18 protein-coding genes are annotated in these 19,968 nt (G+C 72.8%); 9 read left to right on the forward strand and 9 right to left on the reverse strand.

From position 1 onward, the window contains the following. The first annotated feature begins 66 nt into the window (after positions 1–66). The 4 genes from CNX65_RS10375 (at position 67) to CNX65_RS10390 (ending at position 2,396) form a co-directional block, all read left to right on the forward strand. Positions 67–872, forward strand: a protein-coding gene (locus CNX65_RS10375) for an IS5 family transposase (protein WP_177154410.1) whose coding sequence is annotated in 2 segments (ribosomal slippage) — positions 67–418 and positions 418–872 — 807 coding nt in all. Because the reading frame shifts where the segments join, the coding sequence is not laid out codon by codon here. Positions 873–1,084: 212 nt separating this feature from the next. Further along, positions 1,085–1,393, forward strand: coding sequence for a hypothetical protein (locus CNX65_RS35250; RefSeq protein ID WP_157767578.1), 309 nt, complete (start codon positions 1,085–1,087; stop codon positions 1,391–1,393). A 57-nt stretch (positions 1,394–1,450) separates the two neighbouring features. Next, complete coding sequence (locus CNX65_RS10385) at positions 1,451–1,915, forward strand: hypothetical protein (RefSeq protein WP_096492584.1); 465 nt, start codon at positions 1,451–1,453, stop codon at positions 1,913–1,915. A 286-nt stretch (positions 1,916–2,201) separates the two neighbouring features. Further along, positions 2,202–2,396, forward strand: coding sequence for a S24/S26 family peptidase (locus CNX65_RS10390; RefSeq protein ID WP_096492585.1), 195 nt, complete (start codon positions 2,202–2,204; stop codon positions 2,394–2,396). Positions 2,397–2,882: 486 nt separating this feature from the next. On the opposite strand, the gene CNX65_RS10395 is transcribed toward CNX65_RS10390, so the two are convergent. Further along, positions 2,883–3,893, reverse strand: a complete 1,011-nt coding sequence (locus CNX65_RS10395) for a TerC family protein (RefSeq protein ID WP_096492586.1) — start codon at positions 3,891–3,893, stop codon at positions 2,883–2,885. Between the two features lie 210 nt (positions 3,894–4,103). Between CNX65_RS10395 and CNX65_RS10400 the strand changes: the two genes are divergently transcribed. After that, positions 4,104–4,466 carry a helix-turn-helix transcriptional regulator gene (locus CNX65_RS10400; RefSeq protein ID WP_309142010.1) on the forward strand — a complete coding sequence of 121 codons (363 nt, stop codon included), beginning with the start codon at positions 4,104–4,106 and terminating at the stop codon, positions 4,464–4,466. Here CNX65_RS10400 and CNX65_RS10405 read toward each other — a convergent pair. The 5 genes from CNX65_RS10405 to CNX65_RS10425 form a co-directional block, all read right to left on the reverse strand. Continuing rightward, complete coding sequence (locus tag CNX65_RS10405) at positions 4,395–5,561, reverse strand: FAD-dependent monooxygenase (RefSeq protein WP_096492588.1); 1,167 nt, start codon at positions 5,559–5,561, stop codon at positions 4,395–4,397. The genes CNX65_RS10400 and CNX65_RS10405 overlap by 72 nt on opposite strands. 131 nt (positions 5,562–5,692) lie before the next feature. Then, a complete protein-coding gene (gene narI, locus CNX65_RS10410; RefSeq protein ID WP_096492589.1) occupies positions 5,693–6,394 on the reverse strand; it encodes a respiratory nitrate reductase subunit gamma in 702 nt (233 codons plus the stop codon). Beyond that, positions 6,391–7,014 (reverse strand): nitrate reductase molybdenum cofactor assembly chaperone, encoded by a 624-nt coding sequence (narJ, locus tag CNX65_RS10415; RefSeq protein WP_096492590.1) that lies wholly within the window; start codon positions 7,012–7,014, stop codon positions 6,391–6,393. The genes narI and narJ overlap by 4 nt, the downstream gene beginning before the upstream one ends. Next, positions 7,011–8,546, reverse strand: a complete 1,536-nt coding sequence (narH, locus tag CNX65_RS10420; protein ID WP_096492591.1) for a nitrate reductase subunit beta — start codon at positions 8,544–8,546, stop codon at positions 7,011–7,013. The genes narJ and narH overlap by 4 nt, the downstream gene beginning before the upstream one ends. Beyond that, positions 8,546–12,211 carry a nitrate reductase subunit alpha gene (locus tag CNX65_RS10425; RefSeq protein ID WP_096492592.1) on the reverse strand — a complete coding sequence of 1,222 codons (3,666 nt, stop codon included), beginning with the start codon at positions 12,209–12,211 and terminating at the stop codon, positions 8,546–8,548. The genes narH and CNX65_RS10425 overlap by 1 nt, the downstream gene beginning before the upstream one ends. Before the next feature lie 108 nt (positions 12,212–12,319). Here CNX65_RS10425 and CNX65_RS10430 point away from each other — a divergent pair, with 108 nt between their 5' ends. Together CNX65_RS10430 and CNX65_RS10440 are read left to right on the forward strand one after the other, a co-directional pair. Beyond that, complete coding sequence (locus tag CNX65_RS10430) at positions 12,320–13,513, forward strand: nitrate/nitrite transporter (protein WP_096492593.1); 1,194 nt, start codon at positions 12,320–12,322, stop codon at positions 13,511–13,513. 422 nt (positions 13,514–13,935) lie between these two features. Beyond that, positions 13,936–14,367 carry a hypothetical protein gene (locus CNX65_RS10440; RefSeq protein ID WP_096492595.1) on the forward strand — a complete coding sequence of 144 codons (432 nt, stop codon included), beginning with the start codon at positions 13,936–13,938 and terminating at the stop codon, positions 14,365–14,367. A 45-nt stretch (positions 14,368–14,412) separates the two neighbouring features. Here the strand turns inward: CNX65_RS10440 and CNX65_RS10445 are convergent, their stop codons facing one another. Both CNX65_RS10445 and CNX65_RS10450 read right to left on the reverse strand, forming a co-directional pair. Next, positions 14,413–14,820 carry a hypothetical protein gene (locus tag CNX65_RS10445; protein WP_096492596.1) on the reverse strand — a complete coding sequence of 136 codons (408 nt, stop codon included), beginning with the start codon at positions 14,818–14,820 and terminating at the stop codon, positions 14,413–14,415. Between the two features lie 123 nt (positions 14,821–14,943). Beyond that, positions 14,944–15,246, reverse strand: coding sequence for a hypothetical protein (locus CNX65_RS10450; protein WP_096492597.1), 303 nt, complete (start codon positions 15,244–15,246; stop codon positions 14,944–14,946). A gap of 5 nt (positions 15,247–15,251) precedes the next feature. On the opposite strand from CNX65_RS10450, the gene CNX65_RS10455 reads away from it, so the two are divergent. Next, the gene (locus tag CNX65_RS10455) at positions 15,252–15,671 is read left to right on the forward strand and encodes a hypothetical protein (RefSeq protein ID WP_096492598.1); all 420 of its coding nucleotides are present in this window, start codon (positions 15,252–15,254) and stop codon (positions 15,669–15,671) included. A 183-nt stretch (positions 15,672–15,854) separates the two neighbouring features. Beyond that, positions 15,855–17,300, forward strand: coding sequence for an argininosuccinate synthase (argG, locus tag CNX65_RS10460; protein WP_096492599.1), 1,446 nt, complete (start codon positions 15,855–15,857; stop codon positions 17,298–17,300). Between the two features lie 61 nt (positions 17,301–17,361). Here argG and CNX65_RS10465 read toward each other — a convergent pair whose 3' ends face one another. Then, positions 17,362–19,941 (reverse strand): glycoside hydrolase family 78 protein, encoded by a 2,580-nt coding sequence (locus CNX65_RS10465; protein WP_096492600.1) that lies wholly within the window; start codon positions 19,939–19,941, stop codon positions 17,362–17,364. Positions 19,942–19,968: the final 27 nt, after the last annotated feature.

Raw genomic sequence — 19,968 nt, forward strand, 5'->3', positions numbered from 1 at the left:
CGGTACTAATAGCTCCTTTCAGAATGAGTTGGTTGGTGTTTTGGCTGGCGGGGAACCCGATAGGGCATGGCTGCGCCGTGGATCGTCGATGACGATCTGTGGGACCTGGTCGAGCCGCTGATCCCGGTCCCGACCAGGAACTTCCGCCACCCCGGCCGTAAGCGGTTGCCCGCACGTGAGTGTCTGCAGGGGATCCTGTTCGTGCTGCACACCGGCATCGAGTGGGCCGACCTGCCCACCGAGCTCGGCTTCGGCTCGGGCTCGACCTGCCGCCGCAGGATGGTGGAATGGACCGAGGCCGGGGTCTGGCAACGCCTGCACGAGGTGCTACTGGCCGAGTTGCACGCCGCGAACCGGATCGACTGGTCGCGCGCGGCCATCGACTCCTCCCACGCCAGGGCACTAAAAGGGGGGCCTTCACCGGCCCGAGCCCGGTCGACCGCCGCAAGACCGGCTCGAAACACCACGTCGTCGTCGACGGCGCCGGTCACCCGCTGACGGTCGCGGTCAGCGCCGCCAACACCCACGACACCACCACCCTGACCGAGATGCTCGACGCCCTGCCCCGCATCGCCGGGAAACCCGGCAGGCCGAGGTGGCGGCCGGAGGTGATGCTCGCCGACCGCGGCTACGACAGCGCGGCCAACCGGAAAACCCTGCGTAGGCGGCGGATCCTCCCGTTGATCGCCCGCCGCGGACAACCGCACGGCTCCGGGCTGGGCACGCTGCGCCGGGTGGTCGAACGCACCCTGTCCTGGCTCCACCAGTACCGACGCCTACGCACCCGCTGGGACCACCGAGCCGACCTACACCAGGGCTTCCTGAACCTGGCCTGCGCACTGATCTGCTACCGACGCCTCCACTCATTCTGAAAGGAAGTCTAAGCCTGGATGGATGCCGCAGTGGCCAGAGGCAACCACGGCGGCTAGCCCCCCGGCTCACCGGGCTGCTGGTCGACGAGCTCACCTCCGGCACCGCCTCCACCGCCTCCACCGCCCGCGCCGCTGCGCTCGCGGTCGGGTCGGCGCTCGCCGGTGGGCTCGCGGTCGCGCTGCTCTACCTCTGCGGGTACCTCGGCGACGTCGTGCGACACCGGGTCGCGCTCACCGTGGAGGACGCGCTATTTCGCCGGATCGCCGCCCTCCCCGGACTGCGCCACGTCGAGGACCCCGCCTTTCACAACCGGCTGCGTCTCGCCGAGGAGGCCGTGCAGGAGGTGCCCGGCGCGGTCTCGCAGTTCGCCCAGGAGGCGGTGCGCTCCACCGTGCTGCTGGTCGGGTTTACCGGCGCGTTGCTGGTCGTCTGGCCGCCGATGGCACCGCTGCTGCTCGTCTGCGCGGCCACCGCCGTGCTCGCGCGCCTGGCGACCGCGCGGCGCGAAACGTCCACCTAGGAGTCCTGGGTCGCCGCCGACCGGCGCCGGCTGTTCTACCGGGCACTGCTCACCGACGTGCGCGCCGCCAAGGAGATCCGGCTGTTCGGGCTCGGGAACCTGCTGCGCGCCAGGATGGTCGACTCGCTCACCGCCGTCTCCGGCGCCCGCCTCGCCGTCGCCCGCCGGGGGACCCTGGCGCAGGGCGCGCTCGCGGTGGTCGGCGGGACCGGCACGGTCGGCGTCGGGTCCGGGCGGGCCGCGGTCGGGTACCTGGTGCTGTTCCTCGGGACCGTCGCTGGCGTGCAGGACATGGCCTACGACCTCACCGCCGCCGAGAACATCGGTATCGGGCAGGTCCGCGCCTTCGGCGAGCGGGACCGCCTCACCCGAGCCGCGATCGCCGCCCGCGTCGACGACGTCGTGGCCGCCCTGTCTGACGGCTGCGACACGCTCCTCTCGCGCACCCACACGGACGGCGGGCGAGCAGGCGTCGCGCTGTCCGGCGGCAGTGGCAGCGGGTCGCGCTCGTGCGGTGCCTGATGCGCGAAGACACCTGGCTGCTGGTGCTGGACGAGCCCACCTCTGGCCTGGACGCCGTGGGGGGAGCGCCGGGTGCACGAGACCCTGCGGCGGCGCGCGGCCGGGCGGACCAGGCTGCTCGTCTCGCGCTGGCTGTCCGCGCTGCGCGGTGCCGACCTGATCGTGACGCTCTCCAGCGACCGGATCGCCGAGCGGGGCCGCCACGACGAGCTGGTGGACGCGGGCGGCGAGTGCGCCCGGCTGTCCGCCTCCAGGCGGGCGGCTAGCAGGAGGGGAGGGTGCGCTGATGGCGTGGTGGACCAGGGTGACCGTGCGGGGCGGCAGCATGGCGCCGACCCTGCGCGACGGCCAGCGGCTCGTGGCGCGCGGGCGGGCGGCGACCCACCGGCCCCGCCACCCCGCCGGGTCGTCGCCGCGGGCCCGCGCGACCGCTGGCACCGTGTTGAGCCGCAGGGACCTGCGGCCCGCCAGCGCGTCGTGAAGAGTGCTGCGCGCGCACCCGGTGCGGCGCGCCAGGTCGCGGGCCAGATCCGCCCTGCGGTCGGTGGCTGGGCTTTCCGCGGCGGTGTCCCCCGGAGCCGTCACGGAATTCTTCTGCGTGCTCTGGTCGATTCTCATCTGCGCCATTCCCTGTGCTTCCCCAGTTGATCCGGGCACGGCTGCGCGGGTGTGGCGAAATCCGCGCGGTGGACCGTGACCGGTTTTCTCGTTGCGCGCGGGAAAGCGGCGAGCGGTGCGTTCGCGCTGTTCTGAGCTGTGCTGGTGGTGTTCGAGTGCGGTGGGGGCGGTTTTCCCGTGCGCGTGCCGAGTCGTTCCCCGACGACCCTTGGCGGAGTGGCCCACCCCCCCCGTGATCACTCCGTCGCCGCGACACTACCTGTCGGTTCCGGAGGTGTGTGGTGCCAAGTGGGTGAAAAGCGGGGTGGAATCGGAGGCGCGATTACCGTCCCACCCCGCTATCACCCGGTCAGGAGCGGTTGGACCCGGTCTCCGAGCGGGACTCGGCCTCGGGCTCGGTCTTGGACTCGGGGTCGGGCTCGATCTCGGCCCCGGCCCCCGCCTCCGGCGTCGAGCCCCTGGTCTTCCACCAGCTCGCCCCGACCGCCACGGCCAGGATCGCCGCCACCACGGCCAGCGACAGGCCCGTCGGGATCTTGTACACGTCCAGCAGCAGCATCTTCACGCCCACCCACATCAGCACCAGGGCCAGCCCCAGCTTCAGGTAGGTGAACCGGTGCATCAGGTCCGCCAGCAGGAAGTACATGGCGCGCAGGCCCAGGATCGCGAACGCGTTCGAGGTGAACACCAGGAACGGCTCCTGCGTCACCGCGAAGATCGCCGGGATCGAGTCCACCGCGAACACGATGTCGGTCACCTCGACCAGCACCAGCACCGCCAGCAGCGGCGTCGCCACCCACTTGCCGCCCTCGCGCACCAGGAACCTGTGCCCGTGCTGCTTCTCGGTCATCGGCACGAACCGGCGGAACAGCCGCAGCACCGCGCTGCGCTCCGGGTCGACCACCTCGTCCTTCTGCCGCGCCATCTTCACCCCGGTGAGCACCAGGAACGCGCCGAACAGGTAGAGGATCCAGGAGAAGCTCGCGATCAGCACCGAGCCCGCCGCGATGAACACCGCGCGGAACACCAGCGCGCCCAGCACGCCGTAGAACAGCACCCGGTGCTGGTGCTCCCTGGGGACGGCGAAGTAGCCGAAGATGATCGCGAAGACGAACACGTTGTCGACCGCGAGGGACTTCTCGATCACGTAACCGGCGAAGTACTGCGCCGCCGGGTCCGCGCCCCACACCCACCACACGACCCCGCCGAAGGCGAGCCCCAGGGTGATCCACACCGCCGACCAGACGGCCGCCTCCCGCACGCTCACCACGTGCGCGCGCCGGTGGGCGAACAGGTCCACCGCGAGCATCACCAGGATCACGCCGAGCACCGCGGCCCAGGCCCAGAACGGGACAACCACGAAGAACGCACCTCCGGTCCACTGTCGACCGGAGGTCTCCCCGACCGCCGCGCCCCTCTTGGGACGTCCGGCGGCGCCGAGACCGGGCAACCGTCCGGGTTGCCGTAATGACGAGCTCGGCTGAGGCGGGTACTCCCCTCCGCGCCACTAGAATGACGAACTGCGGTTCGCCTGTCAACACTGGATCGGTTAACCCGGATGGAGGAAGCGGTGGGCAGCGGAGGACCGGTGACCGGGGGCGCGTGGACGTTCCTGAGCAACCACGCGCACGTGCTGCTGTGCCTGGCCGACGACCCGGACCAGACCCTGCCGGTGATCGCGGGGCGGGTCGGGGTGACCAGCCGGGCGGTGCAGCTGATCATGGTCGACCTGATCGCCGGCGGGTACGTGGAGCGCACGAAGGTGGGGCGGCGCAACCACTACCGGGTCAACCGGGACGGGCTGCTGCGGCACCCCCTGGAGGCGGGGCACCGGGTGGGCGAGCTGATCGCGGCGCTGGGGTCAGGCGGGCGCGATCCGGGGCAGGGGGCGGTCGGTGGCGGCGACCTCGGTGAGCTTCCCGACCAGGCGTGAGAGCGGCGTGGACGTGACGATCCGGGCCACCGCGTCGCGCAGCGCCAGGCCCAGGCGGGTGTTCGGGTAGGCCACGCGGCGCACGCCGGGCGGGAGCTGCTGCACGTCGTCGACCAGCGGGCGCATCCACGCCTCGAACGCCGCCAGCCCGCCGTCCTGGTCCGGCGCGGTGGACAGGCAGGCGGCCAGGACGTACCCGCTGGTCAGGGCCAGCGACGCGCCACCGCCGCCCATCGGGGTCACGCACCAGGCCGCGTCGCCCGTCACGCACACCCGGCCCCGGCGCCAGGCGGGCATCCGGATCTGGGTGAGGCGGTCGACGTAGAGGTCGTCGGTGGTGGCGAACCCGTCCAGCACGCGGGGCGCCTCCCAGCCGACGCCCGCGTAGCGCTCGCGGACCTGCTCGGCGGTCGGGCGCTCCGGGCCGTCGTCGGTGAACGCGAGCATGGCGCGGGTGGTGCCCCGGTTGTCGGGGCGCAGGTGGACCTGGCGGCCACCGACGGCGGTGTGCCAGCGCCAGCGGTCGTCGTCGGCGGGGGTGCGGGGGATCGTGCCGAACAGCATGGTGATGCCGAGCTCGTGGCGGTCGACGTCGGGGCCGAACACCAGGTCGCGGGTGCTGGAGCGGACGCCCTCGGCGACCACGAGCAGGTCGGCGGTCAGCACCTCGCCCCGCGCCGTGGTGACCGCGACGGCGTCGGCGCCCTGGGCGACCTCGGTGATCCGCTCGCCGAAGCGCAGGTCGGTCCCCGGCGGGAGCTGCTCCAGGACGGCGCGGGCCAGGTCGCCGCGCAGGACCTCCAGCTCGGCGGTGGCGCCGTCGCGGCCCTCGGGGAGGGTGGCGACGACCCGGCCCCGCCCGTCGACGAGGACCGTGCCGGTCTCGGTGGTGTTGCGGGCGCGGACGGCCTCGGTGAGTCCCATCAGGTCGAGCACCTCGTGGGCGACGCCCCGGACGTCGACGTTCTGGCCGCCGTCGCGGAACTCCCCGGCCAGCTCCAGGACCGTGACGTCCCAGCCGGTGCGGCGCAGCCAGTAGGCGGCGGACAGGCCGGCGATGCCTGCCCCGGAGATCACGGCGCGCGGTGCGGTCATGGTGGCCTCCGGTGGCTCGGGGTGCTGGTCTCCTCGGCGAAGCTACTTCCGGCGCGCGGTGGCTGCACGACAGGCGCGAGAAGACCCGCCCGCACCCAGGGGCGCGAGCGGGTCCTCGGGGGCGATCGGGGTCAGCGGTGCGCCATCGGCCGCTTCGGGGGCGCCGACCTGCGGCGGTACACCACGTACGGGCGCCACAGGTACGCGATCGGGGCCGACCACACGTGCACCAGCCTGGTGAACGGCCAGATCGCGAACAGCAGGAACGCGCTCAGGGCGTGCAGCTGGAACACCAGCGGGACGTCCACCATCAGCAGCGGGTCCGGGTTCAGGGCGAACAGGCCCCGGAACCACACCGAGATCGTCTCCCGGTAGTCGTAGCCGCCCTTGACCAGCTGCTCCACCACCGTCGCCGTCACGCCCGCGGCGACCACGAGGCCCAGCACCGCGAACAGCACCTTGTCCGACTTCGTGGTGGTGCGGTTGATCCTCGGCTCCAGCACCCGGCGCGCGATCAGCAACCCCAGGCCCACCACCAGCATCACCGCGGCCACGCTGCCCGCGCCCACCGCCACCAGGTGGTACAGGTGCTCGGTGATGCCGACGAACTCCGTCACCGCCTTCGGCACCAGCAGACCCATCGCGTGGCCGCCGATCGCGGCGAACGCGCCCAGGTGGAACAGCGGTGAGCCCCAGCGCAGCCAGCGCCGCTCCAGCAGCTGCGTGGTCCGCGTGGTCCAGCCGAACTGGTCGCTGCGCCAGCGCCACACGTGGCCCACCGCGAACACCGTCAGCGCCGCGTACGGGAAGACGACCCACAGCAGGGTGCTCACACCCGCACCTCCATTCCGGTCAGGTAGTCGGGCGGGGCGAAGGGGGCCAGGCCCACTTCCTCCACCGGAGGCCCCTCCAGGGCCAGTTCCCGCATCGCGGCCTTCTCCTCCTCGCCCAGCTCGGGGAGCAGGGCGCACAGCGCCTCCAGCAGGTCCGCGTACGGCGAACCGGCGTCGGCCAGCCCGGCGCGGATCAGCTCGAGGCCCGAGCGGTGCTGGCGCAGCGGCGCCTCGCCCGCGCCCGGTCCCAGCAGGGCGGCGAACTCGCACACCACCGGCAGGTAGTCCGGCAGCTCGTCCTCGGGCGGGGTCAGCGACGCGGCGCGGTAGCGCTGCTTGAGCACCAGCATGGCCATGCCGCGCTTGCGGGTGTCGCCGTGCAGGTAGTACGTCAGGTACAGGCTGGTGCGGCGGCGCAGGTCGAACGTGCGCACGTAGTGCTGCGCCAGCTCGAACGGCTCCTGCTCGCGGTACCAGGCCAGGAACCGCTCCAGCGGCTCGCGCGCCGGGCCGTCCGGCGCCTCGGGGACCGCGAACGGGCCGTTCTCGGGGTACTGCAACAAGGTCGCCAGCAGCTCGAACGTCTCGGCCCTGCCCGGCTCGGCCTGCTTCGCCCTCACCGCTTCACGCCCTTCCTCGGCGGCGCGCTCAGCGACAGCGACACCGCGCCACGTCCCGGACCCCCGCCGCCCATGCCGGGACCGCCCTCGCCGTCCAGCGGGCACCCGGTCGCCAGGCCCGCCAGCTGCGCCGCGTCCTCCTTGTGCGCCAGCGGGATCACGTACCGGTCCTCGTACTTCGCGATGGCCAGCAACCGGTACAGGTCCTCGACCTCCTCGGCGCTCAGGCCGATCGAGTCGAGCAGGCCCTGGTCGACCGTGCCGTCGAGCGAGCGGTTGCGCATGTGCCCGCGCATCCCGGCCAGCTTCATCAGCACCCCGGCCACCACCTCCGGGTCACCGGCGGTGAACAGGTTCGCCAGGTACTCCACCGGAATCCGCAGGTCGCGGATCGCGTGGAACACGTCGTCCGGGTCCGACGAGTCGCCGTCCACGGCGGTGACCGCGTCCAGCACCGGCGACAGCGGCGGGATGTACCAGACCATGGGGGCGGTGCGGTACTCCGGGTGCAGCGGCAGCGCGACCCTGTACTTGCTGATCAGCGCGTGCACCGGCGACTTGCGGGCGGCCTCCAGCCAGTCGTGCGCGATGCCCTGCGCCAGCGCCTCCCGCGCGACCTCCGGGTCGTGCGGGTCCAGGATCAGCGCGCGCTGCGCGTCCAGCAGGTCCTTCGGGTCCGGCACGCTCAGCGCGGCGGTGACCGCGTCCGCGTCGTACAGCACGATCCCGAGGTACCGCAGCCTGCCCACGCAGGTCTCCGAGCACACCGTGGGCTGCCCCGCCTCCACGCGCGGGAAGCAGAACGTGCACTTCTCGGCCTTGCCCGTGACGTGGTTGAGGTAGACCTTCTTGTACGGGCACGAGGACACGCACATCCGCCAGCCGCGGCACCTGTCCTGGTCCACCAGGACGATGCCGTCCTCCTCGCGCTTGTACATCGCGCCCGACGGGCACGCCGACACGCACGCGGGGTTCAGGCAGTGCTCGCACAACCTGGGCAGGTGGAACATGAAGGTGCGCTCGAACTCGAACTTCACCTTCTCCCGGATGCCCTCCAGGTTCGGGTCGCCGGGGGCGTGCTCGGGCGCGCCGCCCAGGTCGTCCTCCCAGTTGGCGCCCCACGTGATCGCGGTGTCCTCGCCGGTCAGCAGTGACTTCGGCCGCGCCACCGGGGTGTGCTCGCCCGCGGGCGCGCTCAGCAGCGTGTCGTAGTCGTAGGTGATCGGCTCGTAGTAGTCGTCGATCGAGGGCATGTCCGGGTTGGCGAACAGGCTCAGCAACCGCTGCGTTCTGCTGCCGCCGCGCAGCCGCAGCCTGCCCTTCCTGTCGAGCTCCCAGCCGCCCTTCCAGCGGTCCTGGTCCTCGTACCGCTTGGGGTAGCCGATGCCGGGCTTGGTCTCGACGTTGTTGAACCAGGCGTACTCCACGCCCTCGCGGTTCGTCCAGGTCTGCTTGCAGGTCACCGAGCAGGTGTGGCAGCCGATGCACTTGTCGAGGTTCATCACCATCGCCACCTGAGCCATGACGCGCATCAGTACTCCACCTCCTGCGAGCGGCGGCGGACCACCGTGACCTCGTCGCGCTGGTTGCCGGTCGGGCCGTAGTAGTTGAACGCGTAGGTGAACTGGGCGTAGCCGCCCACCAGGTGCGTCGGCTTGAGCAGCAGGCGGGTCAGCGAGTTGTGCACGCCGCCGCGCTTGCCGCCGATCTCGGTCTTCGGCACGTTCACGTTGCGGTCCTTGGCGTGGTAGACGTACGCGGTGCCCTCCGGCATCCGGTGCGAGACCACCGCGCGGGCCACCACGACGCCGTTGCGGTTGTAGGCCTCGACCCAGTCGTTGTCCGCCACGCCGATCCGCTCGGCGTCCTGGGTGGACATCCAGATGTCCGGGCCGCCGCGCGAGAGCGCCAGCATGTGCGCGTTGTCCTGGTACTCCGAGTGGATCGACCACTTCGAGTGCGGCGTCAGGTACCGCACCGTCACCTCGGCGCGGCCGGGCTCGCCCAGCTGCTGCGAGCCGAACCGGCGGTGCATGTTCAGCGGCGGGCGGTACACCGGCAGCTGCTCGCCCAGCTCGGTGAGCCAGTCGTGGTCGACGAAGAACTGCTGGCGCCCGGTCAGGGTGTGCCAGGGCTTGTCCCGCTCCACGTTGATCACGAACGCCGAGTAGCGGCGGCCACCGGTCTCGCTGCCCGACCACTCCGGCGAGGTCAGCACGGCCTGCGGGCCCTTCTTGGCCTCCCGGTAGGAGATCCGCTTGCCCTCGTTCTCCTCGGCCAGGTCAGCGAGCCTCGTGCCGGTGCGCTTCTCCAGCTGCTTGAAGCCCTCCACCGCCAGCCTGCCGTTGGTGGTGGCCGACAGGGTCAGGATCGCCTCGCACATGTGCTCGGCGGTCGCCAGCGACGGCCGGTTGTCGCCGCGCACGCCGTTGGTGCGGCGCAGCAGCTCGATCTCCGGCTCCGGGTGGTAGGTGATGCCCTTGGTGGTCAGGCCGAGCTCCTCCAGCAGCGGGCCGACCGAGCGCATCTTCTCGGCGGTGGCGGCGAAGTCCCGCTCGATCACCACCAGCTTCGGCATGGTGCGGCCGGGGACCGGCTCGCAGTCGCCGTCGCGCCAGTCCAGCACCCGCCCGCCCGGCTGGGCCATCTCGTCCGGGGTGTCGTGCGCCAGCGGCACGGCCAGCACGTCGGTGCGCTTGCCCAGGTGGGTCTTCGCCAGCTCCGAGTAGTGGTCGGCCAGGCCGAGGAACACGTCGTAGTCGCTGCGCGCCTCCCACGGCGGCGCGATCGCCGGGTTGAAGGCGTGCACGAAGGGGTGCATGTCCGTGGACGACAGGTCGTGCTTCTCGTACCAGGTCGCGGCGGGCAGCACCACGTCCGCGAACAGGCCCGTGGACGTCATGCGGAAGTCCACCGCCGTCAGCAGGTCGAGCTTGCCCTCAGGCGCCTCGTCGTGCCAGGCCACGTCCCGCGGCCGGTTCTCCTCCGCCGTCTCGGCGCCGCGCACCTGCGCGTCGGTGCCCAGCAGGTGCCGCAGGAAGTACTCGTTGCCCTTGCCCGAGGAGCCGAGCAGGTTCGCCCGCCACACGGTCAGCGCGCGCGGGAAGTTCGCCGGGTTGTCCGGGTCCTCCGCCGCGAAGTTCAGCCTGCCCGCCTTCAGCTCCGACACCACGTGGTCGGCCACCGGCACGCCGGCGTCCTTGGCCTCGTCGGCCAGGTCCAGCGGGTTGCGGTCGAAGGTGGGGTGCGAGGGCAGCCAGCCCAGCCGGGCGGCCTGCGCGTTGCAGTCGGCGAACGACTTGCCCCGCAACATGCCCGTGCCGAGCGGGGTGGACAGCTCGTCGGCCTTGAAGCCCTCGTAGCGCCACTGGTCCGTGGCCAGGTACCAGAACGCGGTGCCCGCCATGTGCCTGGTCGGCCGCTGCCAGTCGAACGCGAACGCCAGGTGCTGCATCCCGGTGACCGGGCGCGCCTTCTCCTGGCCCACGTAGTGCGCCCAGCCGCCGCCGTTGCGGCCCTGGCAGCCGGTGAGCAGCACCAGCGACAGGAACGCGCGGTAGATGGTGTCCGAGTGGAACCAGTGGTTCGCGCCCGCGCCGACCACGATCATCGAGCGGCCACGGGTGCGCTCGGCGTTGCGGGCGAACTCGCGGGCGATGCGCGCGGTCGTCGCGGCGGGCACCGAGGTGATCTCCTCGGCCCAGCCGGGGGTTCCGGGCGCTTCAGTGTCCTCATAGGACTGCGGCCACTCGCCGGGCAGGCCCTCGCGGCCCACCGCGTAGCGCGCCATCACCAGGTCGAAGACGGTGGTGACCAGCATCCCGCTCACGCGCGTCGCGGGCACGCCCCGGCGCACGATCCCGCCGCCCTCGGTCTCGCCGACGTCGAAGCGCGGCAGGTCGATCGCGACCGCCTCGGTGGTCACCGCCTTGGCCTCGTGCAGGGTGAGCGCGGGCGTGACACCGTCCAGTTCGAGGTTCCACTTCCCCTCGCCCTGCTCGCCCCAGCGGTGCCCGAGGGAGCCCTGCGGCACCACGGCCCCGCCGGTCTCCTCGTTCAGCAGCACCGTCTTGAACTCGGCGTTCTCCACGTCCTGGCCGAGGTCGGCGGCGGTGAGGAACTTGCCGGGCACGAACGCGTCGCCGCGCTCTTCCAGGCGCACCAGGAAAGGCAGGTCGGTGTAGCGGCGGGTGTACTCCGCGAAGTACGGCACCTGCCGGTCGCGGAAGAACTCGGTCAGCACCACGTGGCCCATGGCCATCGCCAGCGCGCCGTCCGTGCCGGGGTGCGGCGCCAGCCAGTCGTCGGCGAACTTCACGTTGTCCGCGTAGTCCGGGCTGACCGCGACGACCTTCGTGCCCTTGTACCGGGCCTCGGTGAGGAAGTGCGCGTCCGGCGTGCGGGTCACCGGGATGTTCGAGCCCCACATGACCAGGTAGCCGCTGTTCCACCAGTCGGCCGACTCGGGAACGTCGGTCTGGTCGCCCCAGATCTGCGGCGAGGCGATCGGCAGGTCGGCGTACCAGTCGTAGAACGACAGCAGCGTGCCGCCGATCAGCGAGTGGTAGCGGGTGCCCGCCGCGAACGAGGCCATCGACATCGCCGGGATCGGCGAGAAGCCGACCACCCGGTCCGGGCCGTGCGCCTTCGCGGTGTGCACGTGCGCGGCGGCGACGAGCTCGTTGACCTCGTCCCACGTCGAGCGGATCAGGCCGCCCTTGCCGCGCGCCCGCTTGTAGCGGCGCGACTTCTCCGGGTCACCGGTGATCTCGGCCCAGGCCAGCACCGGGTCGCCGAGGCGCGCCTTGGCCTCGCGCCACATCTTGAGCAGCACGCCCCGCACGTACGGGTAGCGCACCCGTGACGGGGAGTAGGTGTACCAGGAGAACGAGGCGCCGCGCGGGCAGCCGCGCGGCTCGTACTCCGGCGAGTCCGGCCCGACCGACGGGTAGTCCGTCGCCTGGTGCTCCCAGGTGATCAGGCCGTCCTTGACGAACACCTGCCACGAGCACGAACCGGTGCAGTTGACCCCGTGCGTGGAGCGGACCACCTTGTCGTGGGCCCACCTGTCCCGGTAGAAGCGCTCCCACTCCGCCTGGTCGATCCGGTGCACGGTCCTGCCGTCGGCCGACACCTCCCCCCGCGCGAAGAACTTGCGCCCGCGCGGTTGGGGGCGGTCCACCCCTGTGCTGTCCATGTGCCCAGTGCACCGCGCGGGTTGCTCCGTTTGGAGGGACCTAAGTCCTCTCCCGGCACGGCAGTTGCTCACTTACCGCGCACGCGGGCCGGGCGCAGTGTTCCGGGCATGACTGGATCGGACTCTGCTCACGACCGCACCCGCTGGGTGGTCCTGGTCATGGCCGCCCTCGGATTCGCGGTGAACTTCTGGGCCTGGGCGCTGCTCAGCCCGTTGGGACCCCTGTACCGCGAGGAGCTCGGTCTCACCTCCTTCCAGCAGGCCCTGCTGGTGGCGGTGCCGGTGATCGTCGGCTCGGTCGGCCGCGTCGCGGCCGGTGTGCTCACCGACCGGTTCGGCGGCCGGATCATGTTCCCGGCGGTGTCCGCCGCGACCATCGTCCCCGTGCTGTACCTGGGCTTCAGCGGGCAGTACTCGCTGACCGGGCTGCTCGTCGGCGGCTTCTTCCTCGGCATCGGCGGCAGCGCGTTCGCCGTCGGCGTGCCCACGGTCAACGCCTGGTTCCCGCCGGAGCGGCGCGGCACCGCGCTCGGCCTGTTCGGCATCGGCATGGGCGGCACCGCGTTCAGCGCGCTGACCACCGTGCCGCTGGTCACGGCGGCGGGCAAGACCGCGCCGTTCATCGTCACCGCGATCGTGCTCGCGGTGTACGCGGTCGCCTCCTACCTGCTGATCCGCGAGGCGCCCGGCCGCACCAAGCCGACCGGGTCGGCGGCGCACCGGCTGCTGGCCGCGGCGAAGCTGCCGATCACCTGGCAGGCGTCGGGCATCTACGCGCTGTCGTTCGGCGGTTACGTGGCGATGTCGGTCTACCTGCCCACGTACCTGAAGACGAGCTACGAGCTGACCCAGGCCGACGCGGCCAACCGGATGGCCGGTTTCGTGGTGCTGGCGGTGATCGCCCGCCCGCTGGGCGGCTGGCTGTCGGACCGGGTGGCGCCCGCGAGGGTCTTGAACACCACGCTGGTGGCGGTCGTCGCGGCGGCGGTCGTGCAGGCGTTCACGCCGATGCTGGTGCCGATGGGAACGGCGGCGTTCCTGGTGCTGGCGGTCGCGCTCGGCGCAGGCAGCGGAGCGACGTTCGCGCTGGTGGCGATCATGGCCCCGGCGGACCAGGTCGGCTCGGTGACGGGCATCGTCGGCGCGGCGGGCGGGCTGGGCGGGTTCGTGCCGCCGTTGATCATGGGGGCGCTGTACGGGTCTTACGGGTCTTATGGCGGTGGGTTGGCGCTGCTGGCGGTGGCTGCGGCGGCGACGGTGCTGGTGGTGCGGTCGTTGTCGCGGAGGCCGCAGGTGGTGTGAGGCGGGGAGGTTTCGGGGGAGGGACGGCCTTGTCGGGGCCGTCCCTCTTTCGCGTGCTCGGGGGGCGAGATGCCGGCGGGGAGCAGCGTTTCCCGGCACGCGGTCCGGCTCTTGGCCGGGCTTTGATGCGAGAGGGAGTCTCTTGATGGACAAGGGTTTTCCCGCTTCGCTGGACGCGATCCGGTGGGACCTGCTGGAACACCACTACGGCAGCGCGGAAGACGTCCCGGAGCTGCTCCTGGCGTGCGCCGCCTCCGATCCCGACGCTTGGAGCGACCTGTCGAACGCCGTCTTCCACGAGGGCGGGGTGATCCTGTCCGTCGCGCCCGCCGTCCTGCCGCACCTGCTGACCCTGGCCGCCGACGCCGGGAACGGGGTGCGCACCTTGACTGATCGCGCTGCTGGACGACGCGGACCCGCTGGTGCGCGGGAAGGTCCTGGACCCGCTGGCGCGGTGGGAGCGGGAGTACGACGAGGCCGTGCGGCTCGGGATTCCCTTCGCCGTCGCGGAACTGCTGCGCGGCGCGACCGGTGAGTGGCCGGGTGAGGTGCTCGACCGGCTCTCCGGGCTGGTGCGGTCGGATGAGCCTGCGGTGCGGTTCGCCGGGGCGTTCGCGGGCAGCGTGCGGTGGGCGCTGGCGGAAGGGCCGGTGCCCGGTGCGCGCGCGATCGAGCACATCGAGGCGCTGTGCGAGGTCGGGGAGAGCGCGCGGGGCGCGTTCGTCGCGCTGAGCGGGCTGCTGGAGGTGGATCTGCGGCCCGTGGCGGGGGACGGGTACGACCCCGTCGAGCGCGTCGCGATGGACGAGCGGCTGCGCCGTGCGGTGCGCGTGGTCCTGGACGGCCTCGGGTGACGGCCCCGGCCCCGCGACCGCGTTCGGGTCGCGGGGCCGCTCGGGTCAGAGCATCGGTGGCAGGAGGCGGTAGCTCTCGGTGTAGTAGTCGCCGGTCCTGGTGCGGTAGTCCTCGTGGTCGGTGTCGTCGGTGAACTCCGGGGCGTCCTTGATCTGGTCCTTGGTGCGGTCGACGTGGACGGTGCGGTTCTCGTGGTCGACACGCTCCACCGTGCCGATCGGCAGGACCACCTTGCGGCCGAAGATCCACGGGCCGGTGTCGACCACCAGGCAGTCGGCGGGGACCTCCGCGTCGTCCTCGTGGACCTTGCCGATGCCGCCGTCCGTCGCCTCGACCGAGTAGCCCACCAGCGGGCTGCCGGGGCGGGCCTCGGTGTCGGGCGTCTCGGTCGAGGCGCCGGGCAGCCACGACGGGTCGCGCCACGCCCACGGGTAGAACAGGTTCGGGTACACGGTGACCTCCGCTCGCCGGTTACACCGAACGGGGTACCCGGTGCGTGAGCGGTTACGCGCGGCCTGTCCGGTTCCGATCACCGCCACCTCCCACGTCACCCCCGCGAGCGCGGGGAACCCCGATCAGGGCAGGTGCACGGCTGCGCTGGTCGAGGCTGCGAAGAAGTCAGGCGTCCCGTCGTGCACCGCGCGCCACCAGCCCGACACCGGCTGCCCCACGTTCCCGTAGTGCCTGTACGAGCCCCTGTGGAACTTCTGGGTCACCGCGGTGGCCACGCTCTCCCAGGTCTCCCCGGTCTCGGACCGCTCCACGCGCACGGTCGGCCCGGACGGCAGGAACGACGTGGAGAACAGGAGGAAGCCCTCCACCGCCCCGGTCGTCGGGTTGACGGCGGGCGCGCCGGTGCTGGACGGCTGGAGCACCACCGTGGTTGGGCAGCGCGAGGCCCGAGCTGTTCAGCGCGCTGCTCACCGGGTGGAAGACGAGCTGGTGGCAGCCGGTGATGGTGGCGGGCACGGTCAGGGCGGAGGTCCCGTCGGCGGGCGCGCCGACCGTCGTGCCCCCGCCGCCCCAGCCGCACGACGCGCCACCCCGGTCCGCGCACCGCGGCGCCGAGACCTCGCCGCAGCCGGTCACCGGCGTCCAGCCGTCGTCGGTCTGCTGGAGCGCCACCCCGGTGATCCGGTGCACCGAGCCCGCGGGCACGGCCGTCGCCGGGCTGACCTCGGCGACGATCCTCGTGGTGACCGGGTCCGCCGCGGCGGCCGGTGGCGCGCTCGCGACGGCCAGTGCCGGCGCCGCCAGCGCGCCGGTGAGCTTCATGTGCGCCCCTTCGGGGTGGGGTTCGTGACGCTCCGGACGCCGGTTCTTCGCGGCTCGGGCGCGCGGGGTTACGGTTCGGGGCGGTGTCGCACCGAACGGGCCGCGTCCGAGCAGGCGTGATCAGGTGAGCCGCGTCACCTTTTCGCGGCCGGGCAGGGGAAACGGCGCACCCGCTGTGAATGATCATGCATTCCTGTGCATAATTGTCGACGTGTCCAAAGTGCTCACTTCCCTCCCCGCCGGCGAGCGGGTCGGCATCGCCTTCTCCGGTGGCCTCGACACCTCCGTCGCGGTCGCGTGGATGCGTGAGAAGGGCGCGGTGCCGTGCACGTACACCGCCGACATCGGCCAGTACGACGAACCGGACATCGCCTCGGTCCCCGGCCGCGCCGCCGCGTACGGCGCCGAGCTGGCCCGCCTGGTCGACTGCCGCGCCGCGCTCGTCGAGGAAGGGCTCGCGGCGCTGGCCTGCGGCGCGTTCCACATCCGCACCGGCGGTCGCACCTACTTCAACACCACCCCGCTCGGCCGCGCCGTGACCGGCACCATGCTGGTGCAGGCCATGCTCGACGATGACGTGCAGATCTGGGGCGACGGCTCCACCTACAAGGGCAACGACATCGAGCGGTTCTACCGCTACGGCCTGCTGGCCAACCCCGCCCTGCGGATCTACAAGCCGTGGCTCGACGCCGCCTTCGTCACCGAGCTCGGCGGTCGCACCGAGATGTCCGAGTGGTTGCAGGCGCGCGACCTGCCGTACCGGGCGAGCACCGAGAAGGCCTACTCCACCGACGCCAACATCTGGGGCGCCACGCACGAGGCGAAGTCGCTGGAGCACCTGAACACCGGCCTGGAGATCGTCGAGCCGATCATGGGCGTCCGCTTCTGGGACCCCGAGGTCGAGATCCCCACCGAGGACGTGACCGTCGGCTTCGAGCAGGGCCGCCCCGTCACGATCAACGGCAAGGAGTTCGGCTCGGCCGTCGACCTGGTGCTGGAGGCCAACGCGATCGGCGGCAGGCACGGGCTCGGCATGTCCGACCAGATCGAGAACCGGATCATCGAGGCCAAGAGCCGGGGCATCTACGAGGCCCCTGGCATGGCGCTGCTGCACGCCGCGTACGAGCGGCTGGTCAACGCGATCCACAACGAGGACACGCTCGCCTCCTACCACAACGAGGGCCGCAAGCTCGGCCGCCTGCTGTACGAGGGCCGCTGGCTGGACCCGCAGGCGCTGATGGTGCGCGAGTCGCTCCAGCGGTGGGTCGGCAACGCGATCACCGGCGAGGTCACGCTGCGGCTGCGGCGCGGCGAGGACTACTCGGTGCTCGACACGTCCGGGCCGTCGTTCAGCTACCACCCGGACAAGCTGTCGATGGAGCGGACCGAGGACTCGGCGTTCGGGCCGGTGGACCGGATCGGGCAGCTGACGATGCGGAACCTGGACATCGCGGACTCGCGGGCGCGGCTGGAGCAGTACGCCGGGCTGGGCATGGTCGGCAGCGGGCAGTCGACGCTCATCGGCGCGGCTCGGGTCGCGCCGACGGAGCTGATCGGGACGCTGGAGGAGGGTGGCGCGGAGGCCATCGCGTCGCGCGGGCAGGTCGACCACGCGGAGCTGCTGGACCGGGCGGCGATGGAGTCGGGCACGGACTGAGGTCGTTGCGCCGCGAGGACCAGCGCCGGAAGGGGTCGGGAAACCGGCCCCTCCCGGCGTCTCACCACACGTGCACCACATCCGCCCGCACCGCCCGGCACGGCACCGTGAACCGGTGCCGACCCGGCCCGACCTCCTGCGGCGCCGCGCCCGGCAGGTCCAGGACCGCGCGGGTGCCCGTCGGGGCCACCACGTCCACCACCGCGCGCTCGCCCGAGCGCCGCCACGCCACGCGCGCCCGACCGTACGGCGTCAGGTGCTCCGCCTCCGCGCTCACCAGCCCGCCGCCGAACCGGGGCGCCACCCGGATCACCCGGTAGCCCGGCGCGCCCGGCGCCAACCCCGCCACCGCGCGGTGCATCCAGTCCGCCACCGAGCCCAGCGCGAAGTGGTTGAACGAGGTCATCTCGGCGGGGTTCACCCGCCCGTCCGGCAGCAGCGCGTCCCACCGCTCCCACACCGTCGTCGCCCCCCGCTCCACCGCGTACAGCCACGACGGGCACTCCCGCTGGGTCAGCAGCAGGTACGCGTCGTCCAGGTAACCGTTGTCCGCCAACGCGTCCAGCACCACCGGCGTCCCCGCGAACCCCGTCCCGACCCGGTGCCCCTCCGCCCGCACCAGCCCCGCCAGCCGCCGCGCCACCCGTGCCCGCTCCCGCGCGGGCACCAGCCCGAACCGCAGCGCCAGCGCCAGACCGGTCTGCGTGCCGCCCTGGTCGGGGAACGCCCGCGCGAACCCCGCCGCCACCCGCCGCGCCAGCGCGCGCAGCCGCACGGCGTCCCCCGGAGCGCCGACCAGGTCCGCCACCCGCGCCAGCACCCGCGCCGACCGCGCCGCGTACGCCGTCGCCACCACCGCCGGGGCGGTGCGCGCCTCGTGCGGCCGGTCCGGCGGCGCGGCCGGGTCCAGCCAGTCGCCGAACTGGAACCCCCGCCGCCACACCCCGTCCTCGTCCAGCGCCCGCTCCACCCGCCCCACCCACGCCCGCGCGCTCGGGTAGCTCGACCGCAGCACCCCCAGGTCCCCGTACCGCTCCCACAGCACCCACGGCACCAGCACCGCCGCGTCACCCCACAGCGCCACCGGCCCGTCGCCCACCCCGGCCCCCAGCGGCACCGACGGCACCACCAGCGGCACCGTGCCGTCCTCCGCCTGGTCCGCCGCCAGGTCCGCCAGCCACGACACCAGCGTGCCCGCGCAGTCGTGCAGGAACGCCGCAGCGGGCGCGAACACCTGCACGTCCCCGGTCCACCCCAGCCGCTCGTCCCGCTGCGGGCAGTCCGCGGGCACGTCCACCCAGTTCCCCCGCGCGCTCCACACCACGTTCTCGTGCAACCGCTCCAGGTCCGGGTCCGAGCACCGGAACCACCCGGTCCGCCGCAGGTCCGTGCCGCACACCGCCGCCACCACGTCCGGGGCCCCCGGCAGCCCGGTCACCTCCGCGTACCGGAACCCGTGGTAGGTGAACGACGGCTCCCACACCGCCGTCCCCGCACCCGGCGCGTACCGGTCGGTGGCCCGCGCCCCGCGCAGGGTCCGCGTGCACAGCTCGCCGTCCTCCAGCACCTCCGCGTGCCGCACCACCACCTCCCGCGCGGCCCCCTCGTCCACCCGCAACCGCAGCCGCCCCACCAGGTTCTGCCCGAAGTCCAGCAGGTGCCGCCCCCGCCCCAGCGCGGTCACCGCCACCGGCCGCAGCAGCTCGGTCCGGCGCACCGGCGGCCCGGTCGGCGCGACCAGCGTCGCCAGGTCCCGCTCCACCACCTCGACCGCGCCCCACCCCGAGTCGTCGAACCCCGGCTCCGACCACCCGCTCGGGTGCCGCCGCGCGTCGAAGTGCTCCCCGTCGTACAGGCCCGCCGACACCAGCCCGCCGGTCCCGGCCCGCCACCGCTCGTCGGTGCCCACCACCTGCCGCGAGCCGTCCTCGCCGACGACCTCCAGCTGCACCAGCGCCGCCAGCCGGTCCCCGTACACCGCGCGCCGCCCGGAGAACCCGAGCCTGCCCCGGTACCAGCCGTCCGCCAGCGCCACCCCGAGCGCGTTGCGCCCGTGCCGCAGCAGCCCGGTCACGTCGTGCGTGCGGTAGCGCAACCGGCGCCGGTAGCTGGTCCACCCCGGCGCGAGCACCTCGTCGCCGACCCGCGACCCGTTGAGCAGCACCTCGTGCACGCCTTGCGCGGTCGTGTACAGCCGGGCCCGCGCGATCGGCGCGCGCACCGCGAACTCCCGCCGCAGCAGGGGAGGGCGGCGTCCGGCGACCGGCGACACCATGCGCGCCACCCAGTCCGACGGCCGCAGCAACCCGGCCTCCACGAACGACGGCGCGCTCCACGGGCTCGACGTCCCCCCGTCGCCGCGCACCCGCACCCGCAGCTCCCTGCGGTCCCGCGAGCCCAGCGGCTCGGCGGGCCACGGCACCAGGACCGACCCGTCCGACTCCACCCACCCGGTCGGCTCGCCGCCCACCTCGACCTCGTACGCCCGCTGCACCCACCCCGCCTCCGCCGCCGTGGTCCACGACAACCTCGGTTCCGGCTCGCCGATCCCCAGCGGTGCGCGGTGGTGCTCGACCACCGGCGCGGACGGGAACGGGACGTGCCACTGGGCCGTGGAGCGGACGTGCGGGACGTGGGGCACGGATCGACCTCCTGGGGTTGGCGTGAC

This window comes from Actinosynnema pretiosum (assembly GCF_002354875.1).
Lineage (GTDB): Bacteria > Actinomycetota > Actinomycetes > Mycobacteriales > Pseudonocardiaceae > Actinosynnema > Actinosynnema auranticum.

Coding starts and splice junctions, on each gene's coding strand:
- CNX65_RS10390 (WP_096492585.1), top strand. CDS start 2,202: ATGGCGTGGTGGACCAGGGTGACCGTGCGGGGCGGCAGCATGGCGCCG.
- CNX65_RS10405 (WP_096492588.1), bottom strand. CDS start 5,561: ATGACCGCACCGCGCGCCGTGATCTCCGGGGCAGGCATCGCCGGCCTG.
- narH (WP_096492591.1), bottom strand. CDS start 8,546: ATGCGCGTCATGGCTCAGGTGGCGATGGTGATGAACCTCGACAAGTGC.
- CNX65_RS10425 (WP_096492592.1), bottom strand. CDS start 12,211: ATGGACAGCACAGGGGTGGACCGCCCCCAACCGCGCGGGCGCAAGTTC.
- CNX65_RS10430 (WP_096492593.1), top strand. CDS start 12,320: ATGACTGGATCGGACTCTGCTCACGACCGCACCCGCTGGGTGGTCCTG.